We start from the raw sequence: 13,461 nt of genomic DNA, 5'->3' as shown, positions 1-13,461 counted from the left end.
CTGCCCCGGCCGCAGCGCAGGTGGCGGCGGTGGCGGCGGTGGCCGCCCCGGCGGCCGGCCGGGCGGCTCGCCCAAGCGCTGATCGCTCTGGCCATGGCTGGCACACCCGCTGCGCGCGTGGCCGTGGCCGGTGCCACCGGCCTGATCGGCCGGGCCCTGCTGGCCCGGCTGGCAAGTGACGCGCGCGTGGGCACCATCACCGCGCTGGTGCGCCAGCCCGCGGCGCTGGGCGCGCAGTCTGTGGCCGTGCAGCCGCTGGTGGTCGACTACCGCGCGCTCGGCAGCAGCCAGGCCCTGCCCCCGGTGGACTGGGCCTTCTGCGCGCTGGGCACCACGATCAAGACCGCCGGTTCGCAGGCCGCCTTCCGTGCGGTGGATGTGGATGCGGTGCTGGCCTTCGCCCAGGCGGCGCGCTCGGCCGGTGCCACGCGCTTCGGCCTGGTGTCGGCGATGGGCGCCGATGCACGCTCCAAGGTGTTCTACAACCGCTGCAAGGGCGAGGTCGAGGATGCCCTGCGCGCCCAGGGCTGGCCGCAGCTGGTCATCGCCCGCCCCAGCCTGCTGCTGGGCGCCCGGGAGGCGCTGGGCCAGCCTGTGCGGCCGGCCGAAACCCTGGCCCAGCGGCTGATGCCGGCCGTGGGCTGGCTGATCCCGCGCCACCTGCGCCCGATCCGCGGCGATGCCGTGGCCACCGCACTGGCCGAGGCCGTCGCCGTGCCCGGCCCGGAGCTGCAGCTGCTGCTGTCGGGCGACTTGCAGGCGCTGGCCGACCGCAGCCCGCGCCGCTGACCTGCGCCAGGCGCTTGCCGACTTGCAGGCCGGCAGAGCCTTCGCCTGCCACTCGCCAGCCCGCAGGGGCTGGCTCGGTGCGGGCTCAGTGCCCGGCGCAGACCGGGCAGGCCGGCTGCCGCGGCAGGCGGATCTCGGTCCATTCCATGCGGCGCGCATCCAGCATCTGCAGCCGGCCGGCCAGGGAACTGCCCACGCCAGCCAGCAGCTTCAGCGCCTCGGCGGCCTGCATGCTGCCGATGATGCCCACCAGCGGCGCGAACACGCCCATGGTGGCGCAGCGCACTTCCTCGAAGGTGGACTCCGGCGGAAACAGGCAGGCGTAGCACGGCGCATCCGCCTGCCGGCTGTCGTAGACCGAGATCTGGCCATCGAAGCCGATGGCCGCGCCCGACACCAGCGGCTTGCGCGCCGCCACGCAGGCGGCATTCACCGCATGGCGGGTCTGGAAGTTGTCGCTGCAGTCCAGCACCACATCGGCCTGGGCCACGGCATCGGCCAGCCAGGCGGCATCGGCCCGCTGGGTCACCGCCCGCACCTGCACATCGGGGTTGATGGCGGCGATGGTCTCGCGCGCCGATTCGGCCTTGGGCCGGCCCACCCGCGCCAGGCTGTGGGCGATCTGCCGCTGCAGGTTGGTCACGTCCACCGTGTCATGGTCGACCAGGGTGATGCGGCCGACGCCGGCCGTGCCCAGGTACAGCGCCACGGGTGAGCCCAGGCCGCCGGCGCCGATCACCAGCGCATGGCTGTCCAGCAGACGCTGCTGGCCCTCCACGCCGATGTCGTCGAGCAGGATGTGGCGCGAATAGCGCAGCAGTTGGTCGTCGTTCATCGGGCAAGTATCAGCCAGCCAGGCATGAAAAAGCCCGCCGGAGCGGGCTGTGGCGGGTGACGCGGGCGTTCAGCGCTTGTCGGCGTCGAGCTCGGCCTTGCGCTCGCTCTGCGTCTTGCTGACGGCCACCGGCTTGCCCTTGAGCTGGTTCAGCGCCTGCACCAGCGGGAAGTCTTCGGCGCTGCCGAACTCGGGCAGCGGCTTCGGCGCTTCCTTGGTCTTGGCCGACAGCTCCTCGAGCTTCTTGCGGGCTTCCTCGCGGGCCTTCTCGCGGGCTTCGTCCTTCTTCTCGTCGGCGCCGCCCAGGTGCTTCTCGAGATCGGCCTCGCGCATGCGCAGGGCCGCGAACACATTGCCCTCGGCGGTTTCATCCAGCCAGACGTCGGGCACGATGCCCTTGGCCTGGATGCTGCGGCCGGCCGGCGTGTAGTAGCGCGCGGTGGTGATCTTCAGCGCGGTGTCGGCCGACAGCGGGCGCACCGTCTGCACCGAACCCTTGCCGAAGGTCTGCGCGCCCATGATGGTGGCGCGCTTGTGGTCCTGCAGCGCGCCGGCCACGATCTCGCTGGCACTGGCCGAGCCTTCGTTCACCAGCACCACCAGCGGCACCGTCTTCAGCGCGGCCGGCAGCTTGCGCAGCGGGTCGCTGCTGCCGCGGCGCACGTAGAACTCGGGCGAGGCCTTGAAGGTGGCGCGGCTCTCGGCGATCTGGCCATTGGTGCTGACCACCACCACATCCTGCGGCAGGAAGGCCGCCGACAACGCGACCGCACCCTCCAGCAGGCCGCCGGGATCGTTGCGCAGGTCGAGCACCAGGCCCTTGAGGTTGGGATCGGCCTTGTACAGCTCGTCGACCTTGCGGGCAAAGTCGTCGACGGTGCGGTCCTGGAACTGGCTGACGCGGATCCAGGCATAACCCGGCTCGATCACCTTGGCGCGCACGCTCTGCACGCGGATCTCTTCGCGCACGATGGTCACCGGGAAACTGCGGTTCTCGGCCTTGCGGAAGATGGTCAGCTGCACCTTGGTGTTGGGCTCGCCGCGCATCTTCTTGACGGCCTGGTCCATGCTGAGGCCCTTCACCGCGGATTCGTCGATGCGGGTGATCAGGTCACCGGGCTTCAGGCCGGCACGGAAGGCCGGCGAGCCTTCGATCGGCGAGACCACCTTGACCAGGCCGTCTTCCATGCCGATCTCGATGCCCACGCCGACGAACTTGCCGGTGGTGCCCTCGCGGAATTCCTTCAGCGTCTTCTTGTCGAAGTAGACCGAGTGCGGATCAAGCCCGGCCACCATGCCGCTGATGGCGTCGGAGATCAGCTTCTTCTCGTCGACCGGCTCGACGTAATCGCTCTTGACCATGCCGAAGACGGCGGCGAGCTGCTGCAGTTCTTCCAGCGGCAGCGGCGACAGCGAATTGCGCGCGAATGCCTGCAATTGCATGGTGGTCAGGGCGCCGGCGACGGCTCCCACGGCCAGCAGGCCCGCGACCTTGAATTTGCCCGTCATTTGCCCTGCCTTGGCCATGTGAGGCCTGCCTGATCTGAACACGATGGGCCAGTATAGGCCGCCTGTTTTGCCACTGCGTGAAGCGCTGGCGTGAAAGTTGCCCCTGTTCCAGGGGCTTCTCCAAGGCTCAGACGCCGAGACGGTCGGCCAGTTCCGCGAGGCTGGCCACCACATGGTGGGCGGTGCCGCTGGGTGTGCCGATGTCGGGCAGTTCCGGGCGCCGCACCCAGGCCGCCTGCAGGCCGGCGGCCAGGGCGCCGTCGATGTCCAGCGCCGGATCGTCGCCGATGTGCAGGGTGTCGGCCGGCGCCGCGCCGGCATGCCGGCAGGCGGCGGCAAACACCGCCGGCGCCGGCTTGGCCAGGCCCAGCTCGCGGGCGCTGAGCGCGCCGCGGAAGTGCTGCCCCAGGCCAGGCACGCGGTGCACATCGGCATTGCCGTTGGTCAGGGCGACGATCGGCCAGCGCGCGGCCAGGCGGGCCAGCGCCGGCAGCACGTCGTCGAACAGCTGCACCTGCTGGCGGGCCTCGAAGAACACGTCGAAGGCCGGCGTGGCCAGCGCCGGGTCGTCGCCCGCAGCCAGCAGCGCGCGGCGGATGGTTTCGCGGCGCAGCGCCGACAGGTCGTGCGCCCAGTCGGGCCGGTCGGCCACCACGCCGCGGCGCAGCGTCGCCCAGGCGGCCTTGTCGTGCGCCGCCACCGTGGCCGGCGCGTGCTGGCGCAGCCAGTCCTGCATCAGCGCCTCAGCGCGGCGCAGGGTGGGCGCCATCGGCCAGAGGGTGTCGTCCAGGTCCAGTGTGAGGGCTTGAAGGGGCATCGTGGCGCGATTGTCGGCGAGCCCGCCAGCCGCCGCCGGGTGTCACCTGCGCGATAAGCTCGGGGCATGGACAACAAGCCCAACGACCTGACCGCCCGCAACTTCCCCAGCGCCGAGGAAGAAGCGCATGCCGCCGAACCGCCGTCGCGCTACGGCGGGCCGGAGAGCGCCTTCCGCCTGGCCTTCACCGACACCGACTTCCTGCTGCGCGACGAGCTGCGGCCGGTGCGCATGCAGCTGGAGCTGCTGAAGCCCGAGCTGGTGCAGCGCGAGCTGGGCATCGAATCGACCATCGTGATCTTCGGCAGCGCCCGCATCCTGAGCCCCGAGGCGGCCCAGGCCCGGCTGGCCGAGGCCGAGGCCGGCAACGATGCCGCAGCCACCGCCCGCGCCCGCACCGCGCTGGCGATGAGCCACTACTACGACGAGGCGCGGCGCTTCGCTGCGCTGGTGACCGAGCGCTCGCGCACGCTGGACACGCCGATCTACGTCGTCACCGGCGGCGGCCCCGGCATCATGGAAGCCGGCAACCGCGGCGCCTACGAGGTGGGCGGCAAGAGCATCGGCCTGAACATCGTGCTGCCGCATGAGCAGGAACCCAATGCCTACATCACGCCGGCGCTGTGCTTCCAGTTCCACTACTTCGCGCTGCGCAAGATGCACTTCGTGATGCGCAGCATCGCGCTGGTGTGCTTCCCGGGCGGCTTCGGCACGCTGGACGAGCTGTTCGAGACGATGACCCTGATCCAGACCGGCAAGAGCCGGCGCCGGCCCATCCTGCTGTTCGGCCGCGCCTTCTGGGAGAAGCTGGTCGACTTCCAGCACCTGGTGGACACCGGCATGATCAGCCCGGGCGACCTGGGGCTGTTCCACTATGTCGAGACCGCCGAGGAGGCCTGGGCCCGCCTGGCCGAGCACTACGGCTTCGACGCCACGCCCACCGAGACCGGCGCCTTCGCCGAGGACATCTGAGCCATGGCCGCCGCAATCAGCCTGATCGGCGCGCCGACCGACATCGGCGCCGGCAGCCTGGGTGCCCGCATGGGCCCCGAGGCGATGCGGGTGGCCGGCCTGCAGGCGGCGCTGGAGCGCCACGGCCTGCAGGTCGAGGACCTGGGCAACCTGGCCGGCCCGCCCAACCCCTGGCAGCCGCCGGTGGACGGCTACCGCCACCTGGACGCGGTGGTGGCCTGGAACCAGGCGGTGCACGACGCCATGCTGGCCGCGCTGCAGCGCCAGCGCCTGCCCATCCTGCTGGGCGGTGACCACTGCCTGGGCCTGGGCTCGATCAGCGCGGTGGCGCGCCACTGCCGCGCCACGGGCAAGAAGCTGCGGGTGCTGTGGCTGGACGCCCATGCCGACTTCAACACCAACAGCCTGACGCCCAGCGGCAACATCCACGGCATGCCGGTGGCCTGCCTGTGCGGGCTGGGTCCGCAGGCCTTGATCGGGATGAGCGGCCAGGTGCCGGCGCTGAACCCGAAGTGGATCCGCCAGATCGGCATCCGATCGGTCGACCCCGGCGAGAAGCGGCTGGTGCACCAGACCGGGCTGGAGGTGTTCGACATGCGCTACATCGACGAGATGGGCATGCGCCACACCATGGAGCTGGCCCTGGCCACGCTGGATGCGCAGACCCACCTGCATGTCAGCTTCGACGTCGACTTCCTCGACCCGCCCATCGCCCCCGGCGTGGGCACCACCGTGCCCGGCGGCCCGACCTACCGGGAGGCGCAGCTGTGCATGGAGATGATCGCCGACACCGGCCGCCTGGGCAGCCTGGACGTGATGGAGCTGAACCCGGCGCTGGACGTGCGCAACCAGACCGCCGAGCTGGCGGTGGACCTGATCGAGAGCCTGTTCGGCAAGAGCACGCTGATGCGCGCCTGAGGGGTCAGGCCGGGCCCTGGAAGCCGCCGGCGCGGAAGGTCAGCACCAGGGTGTCGCGGTGGCCGCCGGTGGCGGTGTCGATCGGCTGGATCGGCGTGCTTTCGTGGATGACCCGCTCGTCGTCGAGCAGCAGCGCGCTCCAGGGCTCGGTCAGGGTGAAGCGCAGGCCCTGCGGCCCGCGCGCGTCGAACACCCGGGTCTCGCCGCCCTTGATGCCCTGGCGCGCCACCAGCACCACCACCACCAGGTCGACGCCGTCGCGGTGGGCGCCCTCCGGCGTGGGCCGGCCGATGCCGTCGGTGGTGTCGATGCGAAACGGATGCGCCTCGACGTAACACGGCGCCGATGCCGCCAGCCCGCGCAGCGTGGCACTGCGGGCGGCCAGCGCGCACAGCAGCTGGCGCCAGGCCGGGTCGTCGGCCATCTCGGCATGCAGCGGCGAGAACCAGCGCTCGATGCCGCCGTGCAGGGCGTTGTATTCCACCGGCTGCCAATGGGCGCGGTGCGGCTGGGGCAGCACCTCGGCGGTGGCGGGCGTCACGATGAAGCAGCCGTGCCGGCGCCGCCGGTAGCGGCCGCCGTCCTTCAGGAAGGCGTCGGGCGGCAGGTCGTCCCACAGCGGCCCCCAGGCAGTCAAGGCATCGCCCGGCAGGGCAGCCAGGCGGGCCAGCGCGGCCGCGTCCAGCACGGCATAGCCGCTGCCGGCCAATTGGGCGTCCAGGTCGTGCAGCGCGGTCAGGGGCGGGGGCAAAGGCATGGTGCAGTGGCGTGCGGGCCGCGGTGCGGCCGGGTTGTGCATTCTCGGCGACAGCGGCCGCCTGCGTGGCCGCGGCGCCATCCCAGCCATTAGACTTTGCCCCGGCGATCGCGCATGCTGCATCGCCCGCGGAGGCGCCGCCATGGCGACCGGCCCACCGCGCCGCACCACGCTGGCCCGCCACACCGCATGCCCCTCACCCTGCCGGAGACCGCCGCGCCAGCCACTGCGCAGCCGCTCGACACCACTGCCTTCGAGCTGCTGTCAGTGCCCGTGGCCTGGTGCGATGCCCAGGGCCGCTGGCTGGGCTGCAACCGCGCCTTCATCACCTTCACCGGCTGCACGGCAGCCGCCGATGGCGCCACGGCCTTGCCCGGCGAGGTGGCGGCCGAAGGCGGCGCCGCGCTGTCGCTGCCCGCCCTGCTGCAGGCCGGCGCCGACCTGGACGCACTGGCCTGGCGGGCCAGCGATGCACAGGGCCAGCTGCTGACTGGCCGCCTGAGCCTGCGCTGCCTGGCCGGCTGGCGCGTGCTCACCCTGTTGCCGGTGGCCGCTGCACCGCCGCTGCCACCAGCGGCCGCGGCCCTGCCGGCCAGCCCGGACCACCGCGGCCTGATGGAGGACATGGACAGCGATGCCCAGCTGGCGCACTTCGGCATCTGGACGCACGACCTGCGCACCGGCGAGCGGAACTGGGACGACCAGGTGTGGCGCTTCTGGGGCCGCACGCCGCAGCCCGGCGCGCTGGACCTGGACACGGCGCTGACCGCCCTGCACCCCGACGACCGCGCCGAGACGGTGGCGCTGCACCGGCTGTCGATGACCGTGCCGGGGCGCTACGCCCACCGCTGCCGGGTGCTCGACCCGGCGGGCGTGGAGCGCCGCATCCGCACGCTGTGGCAGGTGGTGGCCGACGCAGACGGCCAGCCGGTGCATGCCAACGGCATCGTCTTCGACGACACCGAGACCTTCCGCCTGGCACAGAGCGCCAGCGACGCGCAGTCGCAGCTGAACCTGGTGCTGGCGCTGGCCGACATCGCGATCTGGGAGCACGAGGCCGCCACCGGCCTGCTGCGCACCAGCACCCTGGGCTGGGCGCTGCTAGGCCTGCCGCCGCAGCCGCAGGGCCTGGCCCTGGCGCGGGTGATGGAGCGGCTGGACGCCGGCAGCCGCCAGACCCTGCAGGCCCAGCTGGGCACCATCGCCCTGCGCAGCCAGGATGTCGACCTGGACACCGGCGGCGACGGCCCCAGCGACCTGGAACTGCGTTGCCGCCGCCCCGACGGCCAATGGCGGGCGCTGCTGGTGCGCGGCGTGCGCCGCCGCGATGCCGAGGGCGGCACCCTGGGCCATGTGGGCGTGATGCTCGACCTCAGCGACCGCTTCGACGCCCAGCAGCAGGCGCTGGCCCTGGCCCAGCGGCTGGAGATGGCCACCGCCGCCGCCGGCGTGGGCGTGTGGAGCGCGGCGCTGGACGACCCGACGCGGGTGCACTGGGACACGCAGATGCGCCGGCTGCATGGCCTGGCGCCCGATGCCCCCGCGCCGACGCTGTGCGACTACCTGGCCAACCATGTGCATGCCGACGACCGCAGCGCGGTGCAGCGCAGCCTGGACGTGCTGGTGCAGCGCAGCGAGGGCCTGCTCGACCTGGACCTGCGCATCGTGCAGCCCGACGGCCAGGTGCGCCGGCTGGCCAGCCGCACCTCGGTGCGCGGCGGCCCGGGCCAGCGACTGCTCAATGGCGTGCTGCTGGACGTGACCGATCGCCACGCCACCGAGGACCGCCTGCGCCAGGCCCATGAACGCGCCGCCCTGGCGGCCCGCGGCGCCGGCATCGGCACCTGGGAGGCCGAGCGCGGTGCCATGGACGCCTGGTGGGATGCGCAGATGTTCCGCCTGCGCGGGCTGGACCGCCCGCCCGGCCTGGTCACCACCGACGAGATGCTCGGCTGGCTGCACCCGGCCGACCGCGACAGCCGGCTCCGCCAGATGCGTGTTGCGCTGCAGGAGGACAGCCCGAGCGACGCCGAGTTCCGCGTGGTCTGGCCCGACGGCACGGTGCGCTGGCTGGCCTCGCGCTCGTCACCGGTGCGCGACGAGGCCGGCCGCACGGTGCGCCGCATCGGCATCAACTGGGACATCACCGACGCCCGCAATGCCGAATCGGCCCGCCAGGAGCGGCTGCTGGCACAGCGCGAGAGCCAGGCCAAGGCGCGCTTCCTGGCCCGCATCAGCCATGAGCTGCGCACGCCGCTGAACGCGGTGCTGGGCTTCTCGCAATTGCTGCTGGCCGACACCGTGGACGGTCACCCGCCCGACCCGGCCACCTGGCGCAGCCGCGTCACCCAGGTGCAGGCCTCGGGCGAGCACCTGCTGGCGCTGATCGACGATGTGCTCGAACTGTCCAGCCTGGAATCGGGCGAGCTGCCGCTGTCGCTGCAGCCGGTGGCGCTGGCACCGCTGGCGCAGACCAGCCTGCCGCTGGTGGAACTGCTGGCCCAGCAGCACCAGGTGACGCTGACCCTGGCCCCGATGGACGGCTGGGTGCTGGCCGATCCGGTGCGGCTGCGCCAGGTGCTGCTGAACCTGCTGTCCAACGGCATCAAGTACAACCGCCCCGGCGGCACGGTGACGGTGAGCGCCGAGGCCAGCGCCGGCTGGTGGCTGCTGCGGGTGACCGACACCGGCCGCGGCATCGCCCCGGCGCAGCTGCAGCACCTGTTCGAGCCGTTCAACCGCCTGGGCGCCGAGCGCGACGGCATCGCGGGCACCGGCATCGGCCTGGCCATCGTGCAGGCCTCGGTGCAGCACATGGGCGGCACGGTGCAGGTGCGCAGCACGCCGGGCGAGGGCAGCGTGTTCGAGCTGGCGCTGCAGGAGACGGCGCCGCAGGCACCGGCGCCCGCGGTCTTTGCACCCGGCGCACCGCTGCCGCCGGCGCCGCTGGCCGCCGACGGCCGCCGGCCGCTGCTGCTCTACATCGAGGACAACGAGGTCAACATGCTGATCGTGCGCGAGCTGGTGCGCCAGCGGCCCGATCTCGACTTCGAGGGCGCGGTGGACGGCGCCAGCGGCCTGGCGGCGGCGCGGCAGCTGCAGCCGGCGCTGATCCTGCTGGACATGCAGCTGCCCGACACCGATGGCCATGCGGTGCTGCGGCAGCTGCGGGCCGATCCGGCCACCGCCGGCATCCGCTGCATCGCGCTGAGCGCCAACGCCATGCCCGAGGACATCCGCAACGCCCGCGCCGAAGGCTTCGACGACTACTGGACCAAGCCGCTGGATCTGACCGCCTTCCTGCGCGCGCTGGAGAAGCTGTTCGGCAAGGCGCCGACGGCGCGCTGACGCCTCAGGCGAGGCCCGGCGGCGGCACGAAGCGGCGGAAGCCGTCCTCGACGAACTGCGCGAAGCGCAGCCCCAGCGGATCGGCGAAGGCCGGCGCGATCACCTGCGCGCCCACCGGCAGGCCCTGCGGGCTCAGCCCCAGTGGGATGGCGGTGGCCGGCAGGCCGACGATGCCGGGGTAGCCGGCCCAGAACAGCGCGTCGGTGCTGGGCTGGCTGTGGCCGTTGACCGGAATCATGCGGTCCCAGCGCTCGCCCGTCTGGTTGTGCGCGAAGGCCGGCGTGGTGGCCACCGGGCAGACCAGCAGATCGAAGCGCTGGAAGAACGCCGCCCACTGCTGCTGCAGCCGGCTGCGGCGGGCATCCATCTGCACCCAGTCGCGGTGGCTGTAGGTGTTGCCGCGGAAGTGGCGGGCGGCGTAGTGCCGGTCATGCCGGCCGTACTGCGCGGCCCGCGCCTGGGCGGCGGCATAGGTGGCGTCGTCGTAGTGCGCGCCGGTGGCCGCGCGCAGCAGGTGGGTGTAGACATCGTTGGCCTCGGCGCTGTCGACCGGGCGGGCATCCTCGGTGACCTGCACGCCCTCGCTGCGCAGGAAGTCGACCAGCTGGCGCAGGCCCTGCTGCACGCTGGCATCGACCTCGGCCTCGGCATCGTCGAACAGCACGGCCACCCGGCACTGGCGCGCCGGCGTGCCCGGGTCGCGCCAGGCCACCGGCACCCGGCCCATCGGCGTCCACACCGACAACGGCGGCGCCAGCACGTCCATCGCCAGGGCCAGGTCGTGCGCGCTGCGCGCCATCGGCCCGACGGCGGCGATGTCGAAGTGGTCGGCATCGGGCACCGGCGTCAGCTCATGCCCCACCTGGGTGAGCACGCCCCAGGTGGGCTTGTGGCCCCACACGCCGCAGTAGTGCGCCGGGTTGCGGATGGAGGCGCCGATGTCGCTGCCCAGTTCCAGCCCGGTGAAGCCGGCCGCCAGCGCCGCCGCCGCGCCGCCGGACGAGCCGCCCGGCGTGCGCGTGGTGTCCCACGGGTTGCCGGTGGTGCCGTAGACCGGGTTGAAGCTCTGCCAGTCGGCCAGCGAGACCGGCACGTTGGTCTTGCCGAACAGCACCGCGCCGGCGGCCTGCAGGCGCTGCACCAGCACCGCGTCGCCGGCGGCGATGTTGTCCTTGTAGGCGGCAAAGCCGTAGGTGGTGGGCAGGCCGGCGACGTTGAAGCTCTCCTTCACCGTGATCGGCAGGCCATGCAGCGGGCCCCAGACCTCGCCGCGGGCCAGCGCGGCATCGGCGGCGCGGGCGCGCTGGCGGGCGCGGTCGGCATCCAGCACCACCACCGCATTGACCGGGCCGCCGAGGCGGGCGATGCGGTCAAGGTAGTGGTCGAGCAGCGCCAGCGCGCTGATCTCCCGGTGGCGCAGGCGGCGGGCCAATTCATGGGCGGGCAGAAAGGCCAGGTCGGACATCGGGGATCCCGGAGCGGCAAGGGTGCACCGATTCTGTGCCGCAGCGGGTGGGCATCGGCTGTCACCCCGGGGATGGCGCGGCACCCGGCGCGGGGCATGATCGTTGCAACCCCCATCCATCCCCCTGCCTGGAGTGCCCCATGAAGCTGGTGATTGCGCAGATGAAGCACGAGACCAACACCTTCTCGCCCGTGCCCACGCCGCTGTCGCGCTTTGCCACCGGCACCGACGTGCCGCCCGAGGGCGCGGCCGCGGTGGCCGCCTACAAGGGCACCGGCTCGGCGATCGGCGCCTTCATCGAGCTGGCCGAGGCGGCCGGCGCCGACTACGCGGTGGCGGTGGCCGGCAATGCCTGGCCCAGCGGGCCGGTGCACGACGACGCCTTCGAGCACATGGCCAGCCGCATCGTGGCAGCAGTGGCCGCCGGCTGCGACGCGGTGCTGCTGGACCTGCACGGCGCGATGGTCACGCAGACGCATGAGGACGGCGAAGGCGAGCTGCTGCGCCGCATCCGCGCGGTGGCGCCCACGGTGCCGATCGGCGTGGCGCTGGACATGCACACCAACCTGTACGACGCCATCGGCGAGCACGCCACGGTGATCGCCGGCTACCAGACCTATCCGCACATCGACGTCTACGAGACTGGCCTGCGCGCCGGCAAGGCCATCCTGGCCATGCTCGCCGGCAAGGCGAAGCCGGCCATGGCCTTCGGCCGTCAGCCGATGCTGCCGCATGTGATGCGCCAGGGCAGCGACGACGAGCCCAACAAGAGCCTGCAGGCCCGCTGCAGGGAGATGGAAGCCCAGGGCGCGCTGTGCGCCAGCGTGTTCGTCGGTTTCCCGAATGCCGACATCGCATACGCCGGCCTGTCGGCGGTGGTGGTGTGCGACGGCGATGCCGACCAGGCCCGGCGCTGGACCGACGAGCTGCTGGAGATGGCCTGGAGCCGCCGCGCCGAGTTCGTCTACCAGATCGAGGATCTGCCGACTTCGATGGCGCGGGCCAGGGCGCTGGCCGATGCCAAGCCAGCCGGCAGCGGCCCGGTGGTGCTACTGGACCACAGCGACAACTGCGCCTCGGGCGGCACCATGGACACGATGACGGTGCTGGGCGCGATGCTGGACGCCGGCCTGACCAACGCCGCCGCCTTCGCCATCTTCGACCCGGCGGCGGTGCAGCAGATGACCGCGGCTGGCGTGGGCAGCACCATCACGCTGTCGCTCGGCGGCAAGCTCGACATGCCCAGCATCGGGCTGAAGGGCACGCCACGCACCGTGACCGGCCGCGTGCGCCTGCTCTGCGACGGCCGCTACCGCAACCGCGGCCCGATGGGCCGTGGCGAGCTGAACGACATGGGCCCCACGGCGGTGCTGCAGGTGGCGGGCATCGACGTGGTGGTGATCAGCAACCATGTGGAGCCGAACGACCTGGCCGCCTTCACCGCGGTGGGCATCGCCCCCGACCGGCTGACCTACCTGATGCTCAAGAGCCGCATCCACTGGCGCGCTGGCCTGCGCCCCCTGAGCCACGCCACGGTGGAATGCGCTGGCACCGGCGTCTGCAGCTCCGACTACGCGCTGCTCGGCCTGCACAAGGTGCGCCGGCCGATCTATCCGATCGACGCGATTTGAGCTTGGGGCGGGTTTGGGCTCGTTGCGGAAGTTGCCGACTCGCCATCTCCGGCGCGAGGCCGAGGCCGCCGGGTACCTGGCCGACTCCATGTCCCCCGTCCTACACGCCGCAAGCGGCGAATAGGACTCCGCCTAGTATTGTTTCCACCGCTCCCGTCGCGCTGAAGGGAGTCCGTCCGGCTGACCCCGATTTCCTCCTTGGGATACCAAGCCCGGAGTAGAGACTGGGGCGCTTGTCGGTTTCGACGCAGTAGCTCGAACGGTGTCTTGGGGCGCCCCGGCCGGCCAGCGCGGCCGCCGGCGGCGACCCCGCATACTAGGGTGCGCGTGTCGAATCCAGCGCTGTTGTGATCGCAAAGGAGTCGATCGTGCAGAGCTTTCTCGGGGTGGACGTCAGCAAGGCGAAGTTGGATGTGGCGC

Annotated in this window: 10 protein-coding genes; 5 read left to right on the top strand and 5 right to left on the bottom strand. The window is 72.3% G+C overall.

Annotated features, from left to right (window positions below):
* Nucleotides 1-93 precede the first annotated feature (93 nt).
* Nucleotides 94-789 (top strand): NAD(P)H-binding protein, encoded by a 696-nt coding sequence (locus FFT10_RS27280; protein ID WP_137736046.1) that lies wholly within the window; start codon nt 94-96, stop codon nt 787-789.
* 85 nt (nt 790-874) lie between these two features.
* Here FFT10_RS27280 and FFT10_RS27275 read toward each other — a convergent pair whose 3' ends face one another.
* From FFT10_RS27275 to FFT10_RS27265, 3 genes are all read right to left on the bottom strand, one after another.
* Nucleotides 875-1,624 carry a HesA/MoeB/ThiF family protein gene (locus FFT10_RS27275; RefSeq protein WP_137736045.1) on the bottom strand — a complete coding sequence of 250 codons (750 nt, stop codon included), beginning with the start codon at nt 1,622-1,624 and terminating at the stop codon, nt 875-877.
* A gap of 69 nt (nt 1,625-1,693) precedes the next feature.
* Nucleotides 1,694-3,133 (bottom strand): S41 family peptidase, encoded by a 1,440-nt coding sequence (locus FFT10_RS27270; protein WP_137736044.1) that lies wholly within the window; start codon nt 3,131-3,133, stop codon nt 1,694-1,696.
* A gap of 127 nt (nt 3,134-3,260) precedes the next feature.
* Complete coding sequence (locus FFT10_RS27265) at nt 3,261-3,950, bottom strand: HAD family hydrolase (RefSeq protein WP_137736043.1); 690 nt, start codon at nt 3,948-3,950, stop codon at nt 3,261-3,263.
* 66 nt (nt 3,951-4,016) lie between these two features.
* On the opposite strand from FFT10_RS27265, the gene FFT10_RS27260 reads away from it, so the two are divergent.
* Nucleotides 4,017-4,922, top strand: a complete 906-nt coding sequence (locus tag FFT10_RS27260) for an LOG family protein (RefSeq protein ID WP_137736042.1) — start codon at nt 4,017-4,019, stop codon at nt 4,920-4,922.
* 3 nt (nt 4,923-4,925) lie between these two features.
* On the top strand, nt 4,926-5,840 hold the full coding sequence (rocF, locus tag FFT10_RS27255; protein WP_137736041.1) for an arginase: 915 nt from the start codon (nt 4,926-4,928) through the stop codon (nt 5,838-5,840).
* Nucleotides 5,841-5,844: 4 nt separating this feature from the next.
* Here the strand turns inward: rocF and FFT10_RS27250 are convergent, their stop codons facing one another.
* Entirely contained in the window at nt 5,845-6,597 is a 753-nt protein-coding gene (locus FFT10_RS27250; protein ID WP_137736040.1) for a 2OG-Fe dioxygenase family protein, read from the bottom strand.
* 189 nt (nt 6,598-6,786) lie between these two features.
* Here FFT10_RS27250 and FFT10_RS27245 point away from each other — a divergent pair, with 189 nt between their 5' ends.
* On the top strand, nt 6,787-9,945 hold the full coding sequence (locus FFT10_RS27245; RefSeq protein WP_162520948.1) for a hybrid sensor histidine kinase/response regulator: 3,159 nt from the start codon (nt 6,787-6,789) through the stop codon (nt 9,943-9,945).
* A 4-nt stretch (nt 9,946-9,949) separates the two neighbouring features.
* Here the strand turns inward: FFT10_RS27245 and FFT10_RS27240 are convergent, their stop codons facing one another.
* A complete protein-coding gene (locus FFT10_RS27240; protein WP_137736038.1) occupies nt 9,950-11,410 on the bottom strand; it encodes an amidase in 1,461 nt (486 codons plus the stop codon).
* A 140-nt stretch (nt 11,411-11,550) separates the two neighbouring features.
* Here FFT10_RS27240 and FFT10_RS27235 point away from each other — a divergent pair, with 140 nt between their 5' ends.
* Complete coding sequence (locus FFT10_RS27235) at nt 11,551-13,041, top strand: M81 family metallopeptidase (RefSeq protein WP_137736037.1); 1,491 nt, start codon at nt 11,551-11,553, stop codon at nt 13,039-13,041.
* Nucleotides 13,042-13,461 lie beyond the last annotated feature (420 nt).

The sequence above is a fragment of the Pseudaquabacterium pictum genome (genome assembly GCF_005403045.1).
In the GTDB taxonomy this organism is placed as follows: Bacteria; Pseudomonadota; Gammaproteobacteria; order Burkholderiales; family Burkholderiaceae_C; genus Pseudaquabacterium; species Pseudaquabacterium pictum.
The sequence above is the reverse complement of the archived record's forward strand: the minus strand, read 5'-3'. Positions and strand labels throughout refer to the sequence as shown.